Source organism: Pseudomonadota bacterium (assembly GCA_030775045.1).
Classification (GTDB): Bacteria; Pseudomonadota; Alphaproteobacteria; order JALYJY01; family JALYJY01; genus JALYJY01.
In genome coordinates, this window is record JALYJY010000026.1 from 1 (window position 1) to 18,409 (window position 18,409).

General features: G+C 59.5%; 18 protein-coding genes and 1 other RNA gene. 12 read left to right on the forward strand and 7 right to left on the reverse strand.

Annotation, left to right across the window (positions count from 1 at the left end; genetic code table 11):
• Positions 1 to 143: 143 nt before the first annotated feature.
• Positions 144 to 530, reverse strand: coding sequence for a hypothetical protein (locus M3O22_03595; protein ID MDP9195843.1), 387 nt, complete (start codon positions 528 to 530; stop codon positions 144 to 146).
• Here M3O22_03595 and M3O22_03600 point away from each other — a divergent pair, their 5' ends adjacent.
• The 4 genes from M3O22_03600 (at position 531) to M3O22_03615 (ending at position 4,393) form a co-directional block, all read left to right on the forward strand.
• The gene (locus M3O22_03600) at positions 531 to 1,751 is read left to right on the forward strand and encodes a CCA tRNA nucleotidyltransferase (GenBank protein MDP9195844.1); all 1,221 of its coding nucleotides are present in this window, start codon (positions 531 to 533) and stop codon (positions 1,749 to 1,751) included.
• Positions 1,752 to 1,755: 4 nt separating this feature from the next.
• A complete protein-coding gene (locus tag M3O22_03605; GenBank protein MDP9195845.1) occupies positions 1,756 to 2,262 on the forward strand; it encodes a L,D-transpeptidase family protein in 507 nt (168 codons plus the stop codon).
• A 5-nt stretch (positions 2,263 to 2,267) separates the two neighbouring features.
• Positions 2,268 to 3,299 carry a ribonucleotide-diphosphate reductase subunit beta gene (locus tag M3O22_03610; GenBank protein MDP9195846.1) on the forward strand — a complete coding sequence of 344 codons (1,032 nt, stop codon included), beginning with the start codon at positions 2,268 to 2,270 and terminating at the stop codon, positions 3,297 to 3,299.
• A gap of 518 nt (positions 3,300 to 3,817) precedes the next feature.
• Entirely contained in the window at positions 3,818 to 4,393 is a 576-nt protein-coding gene (locus M3O22_03615; GenBank protein ID MDP9195847.1) for a hypothetical protein, read from the forward strand.
• A gap of 111 nt (positions 4,394 to 4,504) precedes the next feature.
• Here the strand turns inward: M3O22_03615 and ahcY are convergent, their stop codons facing one another.
• The 3 genes from ahcY to M3O22_03630 form a co-directional block, all read right to left on the reverse strand.
• Positions 4,505 to 5,815 carry an adenosylhomocysteinase gene (ahcY, locus tag M3O22_03620; protein MDP9195848.1) on the reverse strand — a complete coding sequence of 437 codons (1,311 nt, stop codon included), beginning with the start codon at positions 5,813 to 5,815 and terminating at the stop codon, positions 4,505 to 4,507.
• Positions 5,816 to 5,876: 61 nt separating this feature from the next.
• Positions 5,877 to 6,276, reverse strand: an RNA gene (gene rnpB / locus M3O22_03625) — RNase P RNA component class A.
• A gap of 46 nt (positions 6,277 to 6,322) precedes the next feature.
• Positions 6,323 to 6,574, reverse strand: coding sequence for a hypothetical protein (locus M3O22_03630; protein ID MDP9195849.1), 252 nt, complete (start codon positions 6,572 to 6,574; stop codon positions 6,323 to 6,325).
• 388 nt (positions 6,575 to 6,962) lie between these two features.
• On the opposite strand from M3O22_03630, the gene M3O22_03635 reads away from it, so the two are divergent.
• The 4 genes from M3O22_03635 (at position 6,963) to M3O22_03650 (ending at position 10,540) form a co-directional block, all read left to right on the forward strand.
• Entirely contained in the window at positions 6,963 to 8,285 is a 1,323-nt protein-coding gene (locus tag M3O22_03635; protein MDP9195850.1) for a citrate synthase, read from the forward strand.
• On the forward strand, positions 8,272 to 8,508 hold the full coding sequence (locus M3O22_03640) for a hypothetical protein (protein MDP9195851.1): 237 nt from the start codon (positions 8,272 to 8,274) through the stop codon (positions 8,506 to 8,508). The genes M3O22_03635 and M3O22_03640 overlap by 14 nt, the downstream gene beginning before the upstream one ends.
• On the forward strand, positions 8,509 to 9,450 hold the full coding sequence (gene lipA, locus M3O22_03645; GenBank protein MDP9195852.1) for a lipoyl synthase: 942 nt from the start codon (positions 8,509 to 8,511) through the stop codon (positions 9,448 to 9,450).
• Between the two features lie 172 nt (positions 9,451 to 9,622).
• The gene (locus M3O22_03650; protein MDP9195853.1) at positions 9,623 to 10,540 is read left to right on the forward strand and encodes a hypothetical protein; all 918 of its coding nucleotides are present in this window, start codon (positions 9,623 to 9,625) and stop codon (positions 10,538 to 10,540) included.
• 16 nt (positions 10,541 to 10,556) lie between these two features.
• Here M3O22_03650 and M3O22_03655 read toward each other — a convergent pair whose 3' ends face one another.
• The 3 genes from M3O22_03655 to gyrA all read right to left on the reverse strand — a co-directional run bounded on the left by M3O22_03655 (position 10,557) and on the right by gyrA (position 13,980).
• Positions 10,557 to 10,724 carry a hypothetical protein gene (locus tag M3O22_03655; protein MDP9195854.1) on the reverse strand — a complete coding sequence of 56 codons (168 nt, stop codon included), beginning with the start codon at positions 10,722 to 10,724 and terminating at the stop codon, positions 10,557 to 10,559.
• A gap of 108 nt (positions 10,725 to 10,832) precedes the next feature.
• Positions 10,833 to 10,991 (reverse strand): hypothetical protein, encoded by a 159-nt coding sequence (locus M3O22_03660; GenBank protein ID MDP9195855.1) that lies wholly within the window; start codon positions 10,989 to 10,991, stop codon positions 10,833 to 10,835.
• Between the two features lie 322 nt (positions 10,992 to 11,313).
• Positions 11,314 to 13,980 (reverse strand): DNA gyrase subunit A, encoded by a 2,667-nt coding sequence (gyrA, locus tag M3O22_03665; protein MDP9195856.1) that lies wholly within the window; start codon positions 13,978 to 13,980, stop codon positions 11,314 to 11,316.
• A gap of 224 nt (positions 13,981 to 14,204) precedes the next feature.
• Between gyrA and M3O22_03670 the strand changes: the two genes are divergently transcribed.
• From M3O22_03670 to M3O22_03685, 4 genes are all read left to right on the forward strand, one after another.
• Entirely contained in the window at positions 14,205 to 16,079 is a 1,875-nt protein-coding gene (locus M3O22_03670; GenBank protein ID MDP9195857.1) for a hypothetical protein, read from the forward strand.
• 11 nt (positions 16,080 to 16,090) lie between these two features.
• A complete protein-coding gene (locus M3O22_03675) occupies positions 16,091 to 17,350 on the forward strand; it encodes a hypothetical protein (GenBank protein MDP9195858.1) in 1,260 nt (419 codons plus the stop codon).
• 90 nt (positions 17,351 to 17,440) lie between these two features.
• Entirely contained in the window at positions 17,441 to 18,025 is a 585-nt protein-coding gene (locus M3O22_03680; protein ID MDP9195859.1) for a superoxide dismutase family protein, read from the forward strand.
• Positions 18,026 to 18,143: 118 nt separating this feature from the next.
• A partial coding sequence (locus M3O22_03685; GenBank protein ID MDP9195860.1) for a response regulator occupies positions 18,144 to 18,409 on the forward strand: 266 nt, incomplete at its 3' end.

Sequence of the window (18,409 nt, forward strand, 5' to 3'; positions counted from 1 at the left end):
GTGCATGGCCTATGACAAGACTACCATACAATTATCACCAAACCGTTCATGGTATATCATACATATATAAAAGAGCGTGAAAAGCAATCGAGGGTTGTAATTCTGTCGGGTCAGCAGATATCCGGAAGATCCGGAAAAAAGCTTCAGGCTGTATCCCTGCGCAGAGCGGGTGCGGCGGACTTGCAGATCAGGGGAACGCCATATCCTGCCACGACTTCACCTCCGCCCATTTCCATAAGGAGGAGGCGGCGGGATTTCTGGAGGGCGTCGGTGAATTCTTCCCTGACCGGTTCGGCCATGGATACCGTGTCGCCCGACGCCAGGACGATGGACAGCTGGCCCTGGTCGGGACGCCAGACCGCGCAGATGGGCTCGGCCGCCAGGCTGCCGCTTTCATAGGCCAGTCCCAGATCGCCGTTTTCGCCCAGCATCAGGGCCACATCGGCCTGGCGCGCCTGTTTTTGATCCTGTTCATTCATGAGGATATTAGAGTGCTTTTTCAGTCTCCTTTCAAGGTCTATAGTCGCCATATGAGTGAAACTCTGGTTCTTCAGCCACAACCCTGGATGACATCGCCCGCAGCGCGGCGGGTGATGGTGGCCCTGACCCGGGAGGGTGACGAAGCCCGCTTTGTGGGAGGCTGCGTCCGCGATGCCGTTCTGGGCCGTCCGGTGGGAGATGTGGATCTGGCGACCCCCGTACAGCCCCACAGGGTTATGGCTCTGCTGGAGAAGGCCGGGATCCGGGTTGTTCCCACAGGGCTGGACCACGGGACCGTGACAGCCGTGGTGGACCACCAGCCCTTCGAGATCACCACCCTGCGCCAGGATGTGGAGACCGACGGCCGGCGTGCGAAGGTCCGGTTCACCGATGACTGGACCGTGGATGCTTCACGCCGCGATTTTACCATGAACGCCCTGACCTGCACGGCGGAGGGAGTGGTCCACGACCCGTTCGGCGGTGTGGCGGATGCCCGGGCTGGGCGCGTGCGGTTCATCGGCGATCCCCTGCAGCGGCTGACTGAGGACGTCCTGCGCCTGCTGCGCTTTTTCCGGTTTCATGCCTGGTATGGCCGCGGAGTCCCTGACCCGGAAGGTCTGGCTGCCTGTGTCACCATGGCCAGCCGCCTGCCCTCCCTGTCAGGGGAGCGGGTCCGGACCGAGACCCTGAAGTTGTTGGCGGCGCCCGACCCGGCGGCGGCCTGGGCCCTCATGCTGGAGCACGGGATCGTGGCGTACCTGATTCCCGCGGCCACGGCGGTGGAGGCCCTGCGCCACATGGCCCTGCTGGATGAGGGGATGGTCGATCCGCTGCGGCGGCTGGCGACTCTGCTGCCGGACGGAGCGGCCCCCGCGGTGGCGGAGAGACTGCGCCTGTCCGTGCATGAGAGAACATGCCTGACCGCCATGCTGACGCCCCATCCCGGCCTGCTGCATATGGAGACCGGAGCCCTGCGCCGTCTGGTCCGGCGCATAGGACGGGAAACGGCGCTGGACTGTCTGCTGGTCCAGGCGGCCAGAAGCGGAAGCGGGGTAGAAGAGGTGGCCGCCCGGGCCTCTGAAATCGGGGCCATGGAGATCCCGGATTTTCCCCTGCAGGGTCGGGACGTGCTGGATCTGGGCCTTTCTCCGGGACCCCGAATCGGGGCCCTGCTGCAGCAGGTCGAATCCTGGTGGGAGAGCCAGGATTTCCGCCCGGACCGCGCCGCCTGTCTGGCCGAGCTGGAGAAACGCATCAGGACCATGGAGTAGCGATATGGATATTGTCGTCAGGTCCGAAGGGGTGATTCTATGGCCCGGTGGACAGACGTCCTGCGTCCTGGGCCGGTCGGGCGTGCGCATGGACAAGAGGGAAGGGGACGGTGCCACGCCGGTGGGCCTGTTCCCGCTACGCCGCGTCCTGTACCGGCCGGACCGCCTGCCACCCCCTGTCACACAGGGGCTTCCGGTCCAGGCCCTGAAGCCGGAGGATAGCTGGTGCGATGACCCAGCCCACCCCCTGTATAACCAGCCTGTCCGGCTGCCTTTTTCCGCATCGCACGAGTCGCTGTGGCGGGAGGACCATGTCTATGACGTCATCGTGGTCCTGGGCCATAACGATGATCCCATAGTCCCCGGTGCGGGCAGCGCCATCTTCATGCATCTGGTCCGCCCGGACCGCACACCCACGGCCGGATGCGTCGCGCTTGCACTGGATGATCTTCTTGCCCTACTGTCCCGCTGTGGATTCCACGATCGTCTGAAAATTCTTCCCCCGGAGTAATGTTGATGGCCAGTCAGCCGCAGACCGACAATTCCCCCGACAGGCTTGTCTTCGCTGATGGCAGGGCCGTGACCACCTGTCCGCTGCTGACCCCCAATCCCGTCTACAAGCCCTTCCGGTACCCCTGGGCGTACGAGGCATGGCTGACCCAGCAGCAGATCCACTGGTTGCCCGAGGAAGTCCCCTTGGCCGACGACGTCAAGGATTGGCGCAAGAAGCTGACGGACGGGGAGCGTAACCTGCTGACCCAGATCTTCCGCTTTTTCACCCAGGCGGACGTGGAGGTGAACAACTGCTACATGCGGCACTACAGCCGGGTGTTCCAGCCCACCGAGATCCAGATGATGCTGGCCGCTTTTTCCAACATGGAGACCATCCATATTGCCGCCTACAGCCACCTGCTGGACACCATCGGCATGCCGGAAACCGAATACTCGGCCTTCCTGCGCTACAAGGAGATGAAGGACAAGTACGATTACATGCAGCAGTTCGGGGTCAGTACGCCCCGGGATATCGCGATGACCCTGGCGGTGTTCGGCGCCTTTACCGAGGGCCTGCAGCTGTTCGCATCGTTTGCGATTCTCATGAACTTCCCGCGCTTCAACAAGATGAAGGGCATGGGCCAGATCGTCACCTGGTCGGTGCGGGACGAGACCCTGCATACCCAGTCCATCATCCGCCTGTTCCGCACCTTTGTGGCCGAGAATCCGGAGGTGTGGAACGACCGCTTGAAACAGGACCTGCTGACGGCCTGTGAAACCATCGTCCATCACGAGGATGCCTTCGTCGACCTGGCATTCGAGATGGGCAGCATCGAGGGCCTGACCGCGGAAGACATCAAGAAGTACATCCGCTGGATCGCCGACCGCCGCCTGATCCAGCTGGGTCTTGAGGCGAAGTACAAGGTGCCGAAGAACCCGCTGCCCTGGATGGATGAAATGCTCAACGGCGTCGAGCACGCCAACTTCTTCGAGAACCGTGCCACAGAATATACCAAGGCTGCGACCCGTGGTTCATGGGAAGATGCGTTTTCGTAAGAACGGGATCTGTGGATTGTTTCGTGAAAGCGTAAGCATTCCTTGTCATTTATAAACATCTGCCCTTATCCGGAATCCCGCGCCACACTGTTACACAACACTGACGCATCATATGTGTCGCGTCTGTTTCCGGCACGGGCATTGGGATTCCGGCCTTAACGCGACACTTTTTGTCTGTCCAGGGTTTATAACCTTTCTGAACCGCTCCGGCTGCGGGTTTTCAGCCTTGATGTTACAGATTTCGTGTTTTTTGTAACATCAGCCTGGTCCGGTCAGGGTGTGAACCTGCCGCCACAAGGCGTCCTGTGTTTTTCTGTCTGTATCCACGATGTGAACGAACTCCCCTTCGCTTTGCTGCGGCGTGGCAAGCCCACCGCGCCGTCCCGAAAGCACTTCATCATAAATAGAGGAAAACAGGCCTTTTAACAATAGAAAAAGGACTTTATACCTTGTATGAATTGTTATGGCTTCAGAAAACGTGGCTATAATCCTGTCAGTCCTGGAATGCGGAGGGATGTATGACGGGTTCAGCGAAAAGCCAGTTGCTTCAGGATATTACAGGGCTGGTCTGTGAGCCTGAAACTGCAGAAGGACGGGATGATGATGTTCATTCCTGGCGTTTCCCTGTTCTGGAACAGGGAAAGCTTGTGCGTCTTCACGATCTGGAAACGCACGTTCGGACTGTGAACAAAGCCATATACCGGATCACGGGTGAAGCCATGAAAGCTGATCTGGAGAGGCGGGGAATCCAGCTTTCCTCCTACGGTGCATTTCTGGATCATGTGGCGGAAAATCTGGACGGCCCCCTGACGGTCCAGGGATGGCGCATCAATGACCGGTTATATATTGCAACCGCCCTGCTTGTACCGGCGGATCTGGGGGCGAATCCTGATTTTGTGGCGTTTCTCAGAGACCATTATACGGCAAGGGCCCTGGTGGAATTTCTGCACAATGCTCCTGTCTGTCCCGAAATGCTGGATGTCATGAAAAAACCGTGGACCGACCAGGATATGGAAAGAGCGGTGTGTGTGGCTGCCACGCGACTGGGGTTTTTGATACCATCGGATCCTTCGCCCGGCGCTGCCACGCCCTGAGGGGCATGACCTCTCCCTCAGAGGGAGAGGTAAAAACTCCTCGCCCGTCCCCCTTCGCTGCTGCGCAGCTTCGGCGGAACAAGCCGGGAGAGGGGATTACTGGCTTCCGGATCAGTACCTGTACCACTCGGTCTTGTACGGCCCGTCGGTGTCCACGCCGATATAATCGGCCTGTTCCTTCGTCAGGCGCGTCAGTTTCACGCCCAGCTTGTCCAGGTGGAGCCTTGCAACCTTTTCGTCCAGGTGCTTGGGCAGCGTGTAGACTTTCTTCTCATACTTGCTGTGGTTCTGCCACAGCTCGATCTGGGCCAGAACCTGGTTGGTGAAGCTGGCGGACATGACAAAGCTGGGGTGGCCGGTGGCGCAGCCCAGATTGACCAGGCGTCCCTTGGCCAGGACGATCAGGCGCTTGCCATCAGGGAACACCACCTCATCCACCTGGGGCTTTACTTCTTCCCACTTGTGATTCTTGAGGGAATCGATCTCGATCTCGTTATCGAAGTGGCCGATGTTGCAGACGATGGCGCGGTCCTTCATCTGGCGCATATGGTCCAGGGTGATGACCTTGCTGTTGCCCGTGGCTGTAACGAAGATATCGGCGATGGGGGCCGCATCTTCCATGGTGACGACCTGATAGCCTTCCATGGCGGCCTGGAGGGCATTGATGGGGTCGATTTCCGAGATCATGACCCGCGCGCCCTGGCTGCGCAGGGAAGCGGCCGAGCCCTTGCCCACGTCGCCATAGCCGCAGACCATGGCGATCTTGCCCGCCATCATGACGTCGGTGGCGCGCTTGATGCCGTCCACCAGGCTCTCGCGGCAGCCGTACAGGTTGTCGAACTTGGACTTGGTGACGCTGTCGTTCACGTTGATGGCAGGGATTTTCAGCGTGCCGGCCTTCATCATTTCATACAGGCGGTGGACGCCCGTGGTGGTTTCCTCTGACACGCCGCGGATATCCCTGAGCATGTCGGGATATTTCTTGTGGATCAGCTGCGTCAGGTCGCCGCCGTCGTCCAGGATCATGTTGGGCGTCCAGCCGTCGGGGCCACGCAGGGTCTGCTCGATGCACTCCCAGTATTCGTCATCCGTCATGCCCTTTTTGGCGAACACGGCAATATCCTCCGCCGCGATGGCAGCGGCGGCGTGATCCTGGGTCGAGAAGATGTTGCAGGACGACCAGCGGACCGTTGCGCCCAGATGGACCAGCGTCTCGATCAGCACGGCGGTCTGGATGGTCATGTGCAGGCAGCCCACGATGTGGGCGCCTTTCAGGGGCTGGCTCTTGCCGTACTCTGCGCGCAGGGCCATCAGGCCAGGCATTTCCGTTTCCGCGATGGCGATTTCCTTGCGGCCCCAGCCGGCCAAAGTAATATCGCTGACCCAGTAATCGTTCTTCACAGCTGTCATGGCAACGGCCATTGTTCTCTCCCCCGAAAAAAGGCAGGGGACCCTAACAGGGAGAGGGGGAAGGGGCAAGAAAAAAGCCAGACGGCCTGTAAGCCGGGTTCTGTCCCCGCATTGCTGCGATGGATGACCATTCCTCTGGGACACCCGTTGCCGGATGCCTCACGCGACCAACCCGGGCGGCGGCGTGGAAACCCGCTGTCCCTTGCGTTGCCGCAGGGCAGCCGCCCCTATTCGGTCTTGCTCCGGATGAGGTTTGCCATGCCACCCCTGTTGCCAGAGGCGCGGTGCGCTCTTGCCGCACCTTTTCACCCTTGCCCTGCTTCGCCCGGAGGCTTTGCAGGGCGGTCTGTTTTCTGTGGCACTGTCTCTGGGGTTGCCCCCGCCGGGCGTTACCCGGCATCCTGTTTCGCTGGAGCCCGGACTTTCCTCCATTCACGCCTTGCGGCGCAAACAGCGGCCATCCGGCCATCTGGCAGGGGGAATGTAGGGGGAAAGCAGGACCCGATCAAGGGGGTGTCCTCAACTGCTGCGGGGCCTTGGTGTTGCTGGCGTTACAGGCGACTGCGACAGGTGATCCAGGACCCGCTCAAACATGGCCCTGTCCATCTGGTCCAGCGGCATCGTAATCATGCGTGCGTCATTTATCAGAAAAACTGGCAGAGGGCGGGGCGCAGGCAGATTTTTTTCCGGATCCTGGAAAGCAGCTTTGACCACCTCGGGAAAATTGTTGTCCGGTTTGATGATGAGCGGCGGGCTATTCAGAAACCTCAAAAAGCCTGAGTGTTCCAGATGAAGACGTACATCCCGTCCAGATACACGGGCTATCAGACATGCTGCGTGCAGGACCTCTTCAAGCAAACAATCGGAAAGGGGAATATGCAGATCCAGAACAGGTTCCTGGGAGACCCGGGCCACCGGATACCAGGTCTCCAGAATAACGGAATTCCGATCGTTCAAAAAAAACCTCAGGCAGTTTTTCTCTTCTTCCTGCATGACGCGCTCCCGAAAAATTGCTGATCAGGTACCATCAAAATACTATGCCGGTATGAAAACAAACAGGATTTCACGGGGCAAAAATACAGGCCTCCAGACGATTGCACTTGTGCGGCGGGAAGGGTATTCTCTCGCCAGCCAGCGACTCCAGCCGAAAAGCCTTTCCATGAACAGCAATAATCCCCCCCCCGGCGCGCCCACTGTGATCCTGACCGACAACCGGACGGGCAAAAGCCACACGTTCCCTGTCCTGCACGGATCCACGGGTCCGGACGTGATCGACATCCGCAGCCTGTACACGGACACCGGTCTCTTTACCTACGATCCGGGCTATACGTCCACGGGCAGCTGTTCCTCGGCCATCACGTTCATTGACGGGGAAAAGGGGGTGCTGCTGCACCGCGGCTATCCCATCGAGCAGCTGGCCGAAAAGTCCACGTTCATGGAGGTGGCGTACCTGCTGCTGGAAGGGGAGCTTCCCACGGCGGCGCGGAAAGAGGAATTCCGCAAGGCCATCACCTATCACACCATGGTGCACGAGCAGCTGATCGCCTTCTACCGCGGGTTCCGGCGCGATGCGCACCCCATGGCCATCATGTGCGGCGTCGTGGGGGCCCTGTCGGCCTTCTATCACGACAGCACGGATATCGAGGATCCACAGCAGCGGGTAATCGCGACCCACCGGCTGATCGCCAAGATGCCCACCATCGCCGCCATGGCCTATAAATATTCCGTGGGCCAGCCGTTCATCTATCCGCGCAACGACCTGGGCTATGCGGAAAACTTCCTGCACATGTGCTTTGCCGTGCCGACCGAGCCATACGAGGTCAAGCCGGTCCTGGCGCGGGCGCTGGACAAGATCCTGATCCTGCATGCGGACCACGAGCAGAACGCCTCCACCTCTACCGTGCGCCTGGCGGGGTCCTCCGGCGCCAATCCCTTTGCCTGCATCGCGGCCGGGATTGCCTCCCTGTGGGGGCCGGCTCACGGCGGGGCGAACGAGGAAGTCCTGAAAATGCTGAAGCAGATCGGGACAAAGGACCGCATTCCCGAGTTTATCCGCAGGGCGCGGGACAAAAACGACAGCTTCCGCCTCATGGGCTTTGGCCACCGGGTGTACAAGAACTATGACCCGCGGGCCAAGGTGATGCGCGAGGCCTGCCACGAGGTGCTGGCCGAGCTGGGCGTTCGCAACCCGCTGCTGGATATCGCGCTGGAGCTGGAGCGCATTGCCCTGAGCGATGATTATTTTATTGAGAAAAAGCTGTACCCCAATGTAGACTTCTATTCAGGGATCATCCTCAACGCCATGGGTTTCCCCACCAGCCTGTTCACGGTCCTGTTTGCTGTGGCCCGGACAGCCGGCTGGGTGGCCCAGTGGAAGGAGATGATCGACGATCCTGTGCACAAGATCGGCCGCCCGCGGCAGCTGTACACAGGGCCGGTCCGCCGCGACTATGTATCGATGGAAAAACGTGAGACGAAATAACGCAAGAACAACCCGCTGGATCCCCGCCGGCCCTGGCCCTTTCCGCAACACTGCTCCCGCCGGGGGGCTTGAGGCGCTGCGGGTCTGTATGGCCCTGCGCCGCCGCCGGGCCAACGACAACAGGGCCCCGTTCCTGTACAGCCTGCGCAAGGTGGCTGTTCCGACAGTGACGCTGCTTCTGATCGCCGCGCTGGTCGCGGGCCTGCTGGCCGGGCAGGTATAAGTGGCTCGCCCCCGCCACCCTGAAAAGGCCCACAGGCCGGACAAGCCTGTGCAGCTGCAAAAGCCGGACTGGATCCGGGTCAAGGCGCCCAATTCGAAGGAATATGAGGAAACGCGCGACCTGATGCGCGGCCTGAAGCTGTCCACGGTGTGTGAAGAAGCGGCGTGTCCCAACATCGGTGAATGCTGGAAGAAAAAGCATGCCACGTTCATGATCCTGGGGGCCGTGTGCACGCGGGCCTGTTCCTTCTGCAACGTGGCCACAGGCAAACCGGACCAGCTGGATGAGTACGAGCCGGCCAAGGTGGCCCAGGCGGTGGGAAAGCTGGGGCTGGAGCATGTGGTGATCACCTCGGTGGACCGTGACGACCTGCCCGACGGCGGGGCCGAGCATTTTGCCCGCACGATCCGTGCCATCCGCCATGCATCACCCGGCACGACCATCGAGATCCTGACACCGGACTTCATGCGCAAGGACGGCGCCATCGAGGTGGTGGCGCAGGCCCGTCCCGATGTGTTCAACCACAACCTGGAGACTGTGCCGCGTCTGTACCCGTCCATCCGCCCGGGCGCCCGGTATTTTACCTCTCTGGAACTTCTGGCCCGGGTCAAGAAGATCGACCCGTCCATCTTTACCAAGTCGGGCCTGATGGTGGGCCTGGGCGAAAGCCGGGATGAGGTGCTGCAGGTCATGGACGACATGCGGGCCGCAGATGTGGATTTCCTGACCATTGGTCAGTACCTTCAGCCTACGCCCAAGCATGCCGCTGTGGACCGCTTCGTCACGCCGGACGAGTTCGAGAGCTATAAAACCATGGCGTACGGCAAGGGATTCCTTGTGGCCGCCAGCTCCCCCCTCACACGCTCGTCCTACCACGCCGGGGATGACTTCAGAAAACTCCGCACCGCCCGGGAACAGAAACTGGCGAAGGGCGCGGCGTAATCCACCTCCCTGCCCGTCACCCCGGTGAAGACCGGGGTCCATTCATGCTGTTTCCATGCCAGAGAATGGATACCGGCTTTCGCCGGGGTGACGGTTCCTGATTTCAGATTGATTATACTTTCACCAGCCCGTGGTAAGACAATGAAACACGGCCCTGGATAGAGGTGTTTTCATGCCCGACGATAAATATCTGTCAGCCTACAAACAGATTGTCGCCTTTCTTGAAGCGGGAGAAGGGGCTGTTCCTCCTGCAGATGTCATCTTCCTGGCCACGGCAGAGGCCTTTTTCCTTCCGGGAGAATCTGACGAAGACACACCTGACAGGCAGGGTATTCTGCTGCCGCTCAGCGCCCTGGTTCAGGATGACCGGGACAGACGTGATTCTGTGGTGGCAGCCATGAAAGCCCACTTTCTTGCGTGCCTGGCCTTTTTTATTGCGAGAGAACAATTACCCGGTGTTTTTTCCCCTGAACTGGAGTGGGCAGTTGAATTTCAGAAAAATAGAGGCAAAGCTGATTATTTTTCCCCGATTGTTGCCGAGGCTGCGGGACTGGCCTTCAGCCATATTCGTACAGGAGAAGCTGCAGCACTTTTTACAGCCCGCCTTTACTGCCTGCTGACCCAGAATCCTTTTGTGCGTGACGCCCTTCCGGAACAGACGGAATCGCTTTGTACCTTTGTTCTGGAAAATGGCACACTTGGAGACATCGGACTGATGACAGCGCATCTGGATCCATTTGACCCTGAAAATCGGCAAACATATGAAAAAATGCTGCTGGCCCTGCAGAAATTCAATGGAAAGATGCCCCCGGCACAGCCGGTTCCGGAAGATACCCTGCAGCAGGTGAACTCCATCCTGACCGCTTTCTGTGATTTATCAAAAACCCCCGGGTCAGGAAAAGAAAGAGCCTCTCTCCGTGCGAACCTGAAGCGGGTTGTTGATGAGGCCCTGAAGGCAGGGAACCTGCGGGCGCTGGGAGCTGTCTGGGGGGCTGTCATTTACCACTCCCGGGATCTGGAGGCGGCGCAGGAAGCCCGGGCAGAGACTGCCTGGGCTGAACTTCTAAGAAGAGCCGAACCCCGACATTAACAGGACCTGAGATATATTATTCCCACGGGAAGCGAGGAACGGTGGCCAGGGTTTCGACCGCGTAATCCGGCGCAATGGCGTCTTTCAGTACGAACACGGCGGCGGTGCGGACAGTGATAGCGTGGCCGATCAGCAGGTTGCGGGCGAAGTCCAGGCTTTTGCCGGATTCCAGACAGTCTTCCACCAGCAGGACGCTGGTGCCGGCAGCGGGCAGGGGCGAGGGCAGGGAATATGTCTCCAGCTGCGTCCGTGCCGCGGTCTGCGTACGTCAGGCCAATGCTGGCCAGTTTTTTCACGTCAAGGTATGTGGACAGCAGCCGCGCCGGGATCCCCATCCACCGCGCGCAATGGCGATGATCATGGCAGGCCGAAAGCCGGAGGTATGGATCTGCTCCGCCAGCGCCTGCGTATGCGCGGCGAACTGGTCAAAGGTCATGGCGTTCTGGTTCATGGCAGTCTTGTATGCAAATCAGGTATGAAAGTAAATTCTGACTCGACTTCCGGGCGGGGCTGTTTCTATGCTTTGAAAATAAGCTTTTCAGGACAATCCCATGAAAGAAACCATCATTTTTCCTTCTCCGGATGATTTATGGACAGATCCGCTTTTGACAGGTCGACAGGCTGGATCTCACCAGATTGCATCAATCCTCCTTGTCATCCCGAGCGCAAGGCCGCATCATGGCCTGAAGTCGAGGGATCTCAGGGAGATTCCTCGACTGCGTGCTGCTGTGCAGCACTTCGGTCGGAATGACAACCCTCCATCCGCCAACCCCTTATTCAACCCTACCTTCTGCTGCTTCTGCCTCATCTTCACCCTCCACCATCGCGACGGAGACGACTTTTTCTTTCTTCTCGATGCGGAAGAGGGTGACGCCCTGGGTGCTGCGGCGGGCGATGCGGATGTCGTGCACTGGCATGCGGATCATCTGGCCCGCGTCGGTGACCAGCATGATCTGGTGCTTTTCATCCACGGGGAATGCGGCGACCATGGCGCCGTTGCGCTCGCTCATGTTCATGGCCCACAGGCCTGAACCGCCGCGGCCCGTGATGCGATAGTCATAGGCGGAGGAGCGCTTGCCAAAGCCGCGCTCGGACACGGTGAGGAGGAATTCCTCCTGTGCGGCCAGCTGCCGGAAACGCTCAGGCGACAGGGTGATGGCAGTGACACCGGATTCTTCGCCTTCATCGGCCGAAGCAGCGTCTTCAGTCTCTCCTTCCGTGCGGCGCAGGGCGGCGGCCTGGCGCAGGTAGGCGGCGCGTTCCTCGGCCGTGGCGTCCACATGGCGCAGGATGGACATGGAGATGACCTCGTCATCCTTGCCCAGCTTTATCCCGCGCACCCCCGTGGAGGTGCGGCCGCTGAACACGCGCACGTCCGCCACCTCGAACCGGATGGCCTTGCCCTGGTGGGTGCACAGCAGGATGTTGTCCTGTTCCGTGCAGGTTTTCACGGCGATCAGGCTTTCATCCGCTTCCTCGAATTTCATGGCGATCAGGCCGTTGGCGCGGATGCTGGTGAAGTCCGACAGGCGGTTGCGGCGCACGTTGCCCTTTGACGTGGCGAACACGGCGTGCAGGTTGCCCCAGGTGCTTTCATCCTCGGGCAGGCACAGCATGGTCGCGATCTTTTCCCCCTCCTGCAGGGGCAGCAGGTTCACCATGGCCTTGCCCTTGCTCTGGGCATTACCCAGGGGCAGCTGGTATACCTTTTTGACATAGGCGATGCCGCGGGTCGAGAAGAACAGGACCGGCGCGTGGGTGCTGGCCACGAACAGGTCGATGATGGAGTCCTCGTCCTTCATGGTCATGCCGCTGCGGCCCTTGCCGCCACGGGCCTGGGCGCGATAGGCGGACAGGGGCACGCGCTTGATATAGCCAGTCTGGGTGACCGTCACGACCATGTCCTCGCGCTGGATCAGGTCCTCGATGTCCACGTCGCCGTCCGCGTCGTCGATGCGGGTGCGGCGGGGTGTGCCGAACTGCTCGCCCACCTGGACCAGCTCACCGCGCAGGAGAGCCATGCGTTTGGGCCGGTCAGAGAGAATGGACAGGAATTCGCGGATATTGTCGGTGACTTCTTTCAGCTCGCCGCCGATCTTGTCCCGCTCCAGCCCGGTGAGGCGGTGCAGGCGCAGATCCAGGATCGCGCGGGCCTGGATTTCTGACAGGCGGTAAGTGCCATCAGCGGCCACCGTGCGGCCCGGCTCGTCGATCAGGGCGATCAGCGGCCCCACGTCCTTCACCGCCCAGGCCTTTGCGCACAGTTGCTCGCGGGCCACATTAGGGTCGGCGGCCTTGCGGATCAGGGCGATCATCTCGTCGATATTGGCCACGGCCACAGCGAGGCCGGCGAGCACGTGTGCCCGTTCGCGGGCCTTGCCCAGCTCAAACTCGGTGCGGCGGGTGATGACTTCTTCCCGGAATTTGATGAAGGCCTGAAGGATGGTCTTCAGATTCATCATCTCGGGCCGGCCGCCGTTCAGGGCCAGCGTGTTCACGCCAAAGCTGGTCTGCAGGTCCGTGTGCTTGTACAGCTGGTTCAGGACCACTTCGCCCACCGCCTCACGCTTCAGCTCTACCACCACGCGCACGCCGTCGCGGTCGGATTCATCGCGCAGGTCAGAAATGCCCTCGATCACCTTGTTCTGCACCGCCTCGGCGATCTGCTCGATCATGCGGGCCTTGTTGACCTGGTAGGGCACCTCGGTAATCACGACAGCCTCGCGGTCCTTGCGGATTTCCTCGATCTCCGCCTTGCCGCGCATGACGACCGAGCCACGGCCCGTTTCCAGCGCGCTGCGAGCCCCGCTGCGGCCCAGGATGACGCCACCCGTGGGAAAGTCAGGTGCGGGTACCAGCTGGATCAGCTCGTCCAATGTTGCATCCGGATTGTCGATCAGGGCGCAACAGGCTGCAATCACCTCGCCCAGATTGTGGGGCGGAATGTTGGTGGCCATGCCCACGGCGATGCCGCCACCGCCGTTGACCAGCAGGTTGGGGAAGCGGGCAGGCAGGACGTCGGGTTCCTCCACTGACTCGTCATAGTTGGGGTGGAAATCCACCGTGTCGCGGTCGATGTCGTCCAGCAGGGATTCGGCCGCCTTGTTCAGGCGCGCCTCAGTATACCGCATGGCGGCGGCCGGATCGCCGTCCATGGAGCCGAAATTGCCCTGCCCGTCGATCAGGGGCAGGCGCATGGAAAAATCCTGGGCCATGCGGACCATGGCGTCATAGATCGCAGAATCGCCGTGGGGATGGTATTTACCCATCACGTCCCCAACGATACGGGCCGATTTTTTATAGGCCTTTGTGGAGTCGTACCCGCCTTCCTTCATGGCGTACAGGATGCGCCGGTGCACGGGCTTGAGGCCGTCGCGCACATCGGGCAGGGCGCGGCTGACGATCACGCTCATGGCATAGTCCAGATAGGACTTGCGCATTTCCTCCTCGATGCTGATCGGCGTAATGGCGGAGGAGGAGGGGGGCGTCAGGGTTTCAGTGGTCACGGCAGATACTCGCTTTTGGCACAGGAAGAACCGGCCGTTTTTCTAGCACTTTGGGGGTAAAAATGCCAGGACAAAGGCAAAAAGGCCTGCTTGCTGCAAGTAAAACGGGCTTTTACCCTGCCGGATCTGCATTCAGACTGCATCAGGACAGGGGAATCATGGACACAGGCGAACAGAAAGAGATCAGGCCAATTACCGAAACAGCTTTTCAGGTTTTTGGCCGGAATCTTTCCACTCTTCTGAAAGAGGGTCGGCCTCTCCATAACGGGACATGGTTTATGATCATGACCTGGGTCAGTTCTACAAACGGTGATCTTGCCCCTTTTGTTGCTTCTCTGGAAAAATTTTCGGGATCGACCCGGGAGGAGGGAATTTCAGCTCTGGGCCAGACTGTAAAACCGGACAGACGGGGCAAAATATTCAAAGCGGCCCAGAGTGTCTGGCTGCTCAATACTTCAGGTGGGCGCACAGAAGTATGGCATGGATACCAGAAGTTTTCCCCGGAGGAAAGATATGACCATGGAGAACAAATCATAAAGTCCGTTTCTGATGGACAGACAGCTCCATCATGGGGCCTTTTCCGGATCATGGAAAAGACTTTCCGTCTCCTGTTCATGCTTTCCGGGAGAACATCAGGCCTTTCTGACTGGAAAAAGCTGTCGGACGAACAGGAAGATATGCTCATGAACCTTGGGCGTTCCCATGCCCTTGTCCTGAAAGCCGTTGAGAGAAAAAGCCTTGATTTTGCCAGCTCCTTTGAACTGCTTTACAGGGCTTTGCCAGAGTATCCCGAAGAGCTGTTCTTTATGCTGATAGCCAGCCGCTTTCTGGTGAAGGATACAGCGGAAATACTCGGGAATGTTTTGCAGGAGCTGGGAGAAACAAGACAAAATACCACTGATTTTGCCAGATTGTGGATGAAGAGGCTGAAAACCGCCTCCCCGTATGGAAAGGACATGCGCTGGAGTCTGGTTTCCCCCGAGGGGGAGGAGACAGACATGACGTTCCCGGCAGAAGAATGGTTCAGGATCAATGATGACGGACTTTGGGAGATAAGTTCCGGAAAATTTGTGATACTGCGTGATTCTGCAGATGGAAAATATATCCCCACCCGCGATCTCTGGGAGGCGTTTTCAGACGCTGTCATCATGTTGCTGAGAGTGGTCCGGTGGTATCGGAAGGCCCTTGACTGGGCCAGCAGGGATCCCCTGGATGATTTCCCTGGGATCCGGGCAGTTCTTGAGCATGCAGACAGGGCCCATACTGCTGAATGGGAAGCGCTGCAATCCCGGCTGCGCGACAAACAGCAGCTCGCAGAACTGGCGGTCCTGGAAAAATTACATACTTTCCTGAAACAGCGGCCGGGTCTTTCCCGCCAACCCCTCACAAGCGCTTCATCACCCACTCCCGCAGCGGCAAAAGACGCTGCTCCAGAAGAAACCACCCCCACCCCCATAACCGGCGCAACCCTGAAGCCCGTGGGATTCAGCGGATTGGATCCGGAAAAGGCCACAGCCCGCATCACCGCCCTGACCGCAGTGCTGCGCAGCATTCTGGGACTGGGGCATGTTGACTGGGCCGACAGGGAAGCGCTGCGCCGGGAGCTGGAGGTCCAGCGTGCGGCGTGGCAGGAGAGAAAGCAGGAGCCATGGCCTGACCTGATGTTTGTGGTGGAGACCGGGCTGGCCGGATCTCTCACGGAAGACCAGAAGAAGGCTGTGGCCCGGACAGCGCTGGAGGTGATGCCGTATACCGTGAACGGTCTGGATGGCGGGGGGCCGGATCTGGCGGCGTGGTGTCTGGAACAGGTGGGGAGGGCGCGGGTGGAACGTCCGAAACTCGGTCCTTCTGCGGAAGGCCTGAAGGAGGCTCTGGCGTACATTGCTGCTGCGCCGGAGGGGCCGGGGCGTCTGCAGGCTGTCCTGGAGGTGCTGGGCAGGCACAGGGCGCTTGTTGATCTGGAGAGGGCCGATCCGGTTGTGAGGGCGGGGCAGACCGTGGCAGCTCCGGCAGCACCTGCGCCACAAACCTGACAGGTAAAATCATGACCATCCAGCCACAAACGCCACAATGGACCATCAGCCGGGCCGCGCTGACCGAGGCTCGGGAAGGGGCTGACCGGATTCTGGCATGGCTTGACCGTGTACCGGATATGAAAAACCGTGAAGCCTGGGAAACCCTGAAAGAAGTGGGGAATCTGGCCCTGGGCAGTATGGGTCTGGTGCTTTTCTATCCCTCCATAATGCGCAGACTTTACGGGAAGCATCCCGCATCCCTGTATCTGTATCTCCAGATCATGGTCGGGAAAAAGACCGGCGATGATCTGTGGTATCCTGAGACATTCAGGCAGATCAACACAGGGACGGTCTATGGCCTGTGCTGGCTGCTGGCTCATGGAAAAAAGGAACAGCTGGGCCAGTTCGTGCGGGCCCAGAAGCCTTTTTTTGACATCAGGGGGCAGGCTTTTTCCCTGGACGGGAAAAAATATGAACTGGGACATTACGTATATCAACAATGTGCAGACATGCTGATCGGGTGGGAGGCATGGCCGCCCCTGAAGCAGTTCGCGGCGGCCCTGCATGAACATCATCCGGAAATGCGGGAGTGGATCGAGGGCAGGATAGCAAGGCAATGGTGGCGGCACAGCGTCATGTACTGGGAGCATTACAACGCCATGGAAGCGGATTGCAGCATGGCCGAGCAGCTGGCGGAGGACTGGGTGTCCGTGCCGGGCAGCCTGGGGGAGTTCCGGGCTTTTTTTCAGGCGATCGAAGAGCGTGAGGACAGGCTGCGGCAGGATGTGCACTTTGCCAGAATGTGCGGGCGGAAGGAAAAACAGCCGGAACCGGGGGAAATACAGGCCAGCCGGGAGCTGCACAGCCGCTTCATGATCGACCTTGCAGCAGGGGCCTTTGAAGAGGCCTTCCGCAGGAAGGATTTCCAGTATATCCTGTTCCATGTCACAGTTGAAACCCCGAAGGAAAAACACGAAAAGGAGCAATCCCTGTGCGCGCCCATGCTGGCAGCATTCCTCAAGGCCATGGGGCGGATCTGCAGGACGTCGCCGGAACTTTTTGTGGAATTTGCCGGACAGGCCTGTTCAGTGAGGGGGAGACGGAAAGAAAGTACGCAAGGGCTTCTGAAGAAGGTTCTGCCTGTCGCAACCTTTTGGCTGGGCACTGCGGATGACCGCCAGAACCTTGAGCGTCTTGTGTCCCTGCCATGCCCTCAATCCCGGAATCTGAAAGGCCGTTTTGCGCAAGGGCAGGCTGTGGTCCCGGTTTTTCGGGCCCCCGCCCCCTGATCCGGGAACAGGGCGTCTTTTCAGCCGTTATTTTCTGTGCCAGTCTTCCCTGTGCCGGTTCCGGCCATAAAAAACACAAAGGAGATTTTCATGCGTCGTGAGTTGCTTGCAACAGCTGTTCTGGTGTTCCTGGCGGCTTTTCCTGCTGTGGCTGGTGAAAAGCCCCACTATGGACAGGGAAAAGCCTGGTTTGGCCAGGAAAAATCCCTCCAGCCCGGAAAGAAAGCCGTGGCCAGAATGGTTGGCCAGGACGGAAAGGACGTCGGGTCAGCAACCTTGACAGAAACAGCCGAAGGCCTTGTGGTGAAACTGGACCTGAAGAATGTTCCGCCCGGTGTCCACGGCCTGCATATCCACGAAATGGGAGAGTGTACACCGCCGGATTTCCGGTCAGCCGGTGAGCACCTCAGCCTGTCTGGACAGAAACACGGATTTCCGGGGGTGGACAATTCCCATATCGGTGATCTGCCCAGCGTTACGGCGGACAGAAAAGGCCGTGTGAAGCAGGAGATCAAGGCCTCCCATGTGAAATTCACCAACGGACCGGTGGATTTCCTGTCTGATACGGGAACGGCCCTGATCCTGCACGAAAAAGAGGATGACTATCAGAAACAGCCGGCCGGCGGCACGGGCAGCCGTATCGCCTGTGGCGTCATCAGCCGGGATGTACGCTGAATGAACTGCCCTGTGCGGGGGCTTTTGCCTCCGCACAGGTCTTAACACTATATTAACTAATGTCCGGCTACATAAAGGCGGTGTTTCTCCCGGGTTTTCCATCCAGTGGATGATTCCGATGCCAGACGAGCAGCCTTCTGCGGATTTTGAGCAGGTTCCGGCCCGGGCCGGAAGTTGCCGTCAGGGGCGTATCCTGGTGGTGGAGGATGACAGTGCTGTCAGGGCGTTCCTGTCCCGGGCGCTGGAACATGCGGGGCACAGCGTTATAGCTGTCGAGGATGCTGATCTGGCCCTGAAAGTCCTCAAGCGACAGCCTTCCTTTGATGTGATTGTTTCCGACATTGTCATGCCCGGCAGCATGGACGGCCTTGCCCTGTCCGGGCA

Coding starts and splice junctions, on each gene's coding strand:
- M3O22_03595 (MDP9195843.1), bottom strand. CDS start 530: ATGGCGACTATAGACCTTGAAAGGAGACTGAAAAAGCACTCTAATATC.
- M3O22_03600 (MDP9195844.1), top strand. CDS start 531: ATGAGTGAAACTCTGGTTCTTCAGCCACAACCCTGGATGACATCGCCC.
- M3O22_03605 (MDP9195845.1), top strand. CDS start 1,756: ATGGATATTGTCGTCAGGTCCGAAGGGGTGATTCTATGGCCCGGTGGA.
- M3O22_03610 (MDP9195846.1), top strand. CDS start 2,268: ATGGCCAGTCAGCCGCAGACCGACAATTCCCCCGACAGGCTTGTCTTC.
- M3O22_03615 (MDP9195847.1), top strand. CDS start 3,818: ATGACGGGTTCAGCGAAAAGCCAGTTGCTTCAGGATATTACAGGGCTG.
- ahcY (MDP9195848.1), bottom strand. CDS start 5,815: ATGGCCGTTGCCATGACAGCTGTGAAGAACGATTACTGGGTCAGCGAT.
- M3O22_03635 (MDP9195850.1), top strand. CDS start 6,963: ATGAACAGCAATAATCCCCCCCCCGGCGCGCCCACTGTGATCCTGACC.
- M3O22_03650 (MDP9195853.1), top strand. CDS start 9,623: ATGCCCGACGATAAATATCTGTCAGCCTACAAACAGATTGTCGCCTTT.
- M3O22_03660 (MDP9195855.1), bottom strand. CDS start 10,991: ATGAACCAGAACGCCATGACCTTTGACCAGTTCGCCGCGCATACGCAG.
- gyrA (MDP9195856.1), bottom strand. CDS start 13,980: ATGCGCAAGTCCTATCTGGACTATGCCATGAGCGTGATCGTCAGCCGC.
- M3O22_03670 (MDP9195857.1), top strand. CDS start 14,205: ATGGACACAGGCGAACAGAAAGAGATCAGGCCAATTACCGAAACAGCT.
- M3O22_03675 (MDP9195858.1), top strand. CDS start 16,091: ATGACCATCCAGCCACAAACGCCACAATGGACCATCAGCCGGGCCGCG.
- M3O22_03680 (MDP9195859.1), top strand. CDS start 17,441: ATGCGTCGTGAGTTGCTTGCAACAGCTGTTCTGGTGTTCCTGGCGGCT.